This window comes from Bacillus benzoevorans (assembly GCF_014207535.1).
GTDB lineage: Bacteria > Bacillota > Bacilli > Bacillales > Cytobacillaceae > Bacillus_BD > Bacillus_BD benzoevorans.
This window is the reverse complement of the sequence record NZ_JACHGK010000025.1, coordinates 1-430: the sequence shown is the minus strand read 5'-3', so window position 1 is coordinate 430 and position 430 is coordinate 1. Positions and strand designations below refer to the sequence as shown.

The 430-nt window shown below is 45.3% G+C and carries 1 tRNA gene and 1 rRNA gene; both read right to left on the bottom strand.

Going from position 1 to position 430, the window contains the following annotated elements:
* Positions 1-127: 127 nt before the first annotated feature.
* Positions 128-201, bottom strand: a tRNA-Met gene (locus tag HNR53_RS20880).
* Positions 202-336: 135 nt separating this feature from the next.
* A 5S ribosomal RNA gene (rrf, locus tag HNR53_RS20875) occupies positions 337-430 on the bottom strand; the annotation flags it as partial.

Sequence of the window (430 nt, the reverse complement as noted above, 5' to 3'; positions counted from 1 at the left end):
CCCACTATAGCGACCAAAGCCTTTGGGTTTTTGTTTACTTAGGCACCATGAAACGTAACCCAAATAGTTAGTTTGATTCAAGCATAAAAAAAAGACTGATATATCAAATATCAGCCATTTTAGTCGATTGCGGGGGCAGGATTTGAACCTGCGACCTTCGGGTTATGAGCCCGACGAGCTACCGAACTGCTCCACCCCGCGATAATAAAAATTATACAGTTTTCATACTCCAACAAAGAGTAAAGACTGTCCCGAATCTACGATTCAGTACAACTCGCAGCTTTTTCAATGAGGTAACGCTTCGTTGCTCCACCCTGCGATAATATAAAATTAAAAGCTTGGCGGCGTCCTACTCTCACAGGGGCAAAGCCCCAACTACCATCGGCGCTGAGAAGCTTAACTTCCGTGTTCGGGATGGGAACGGGTGTGA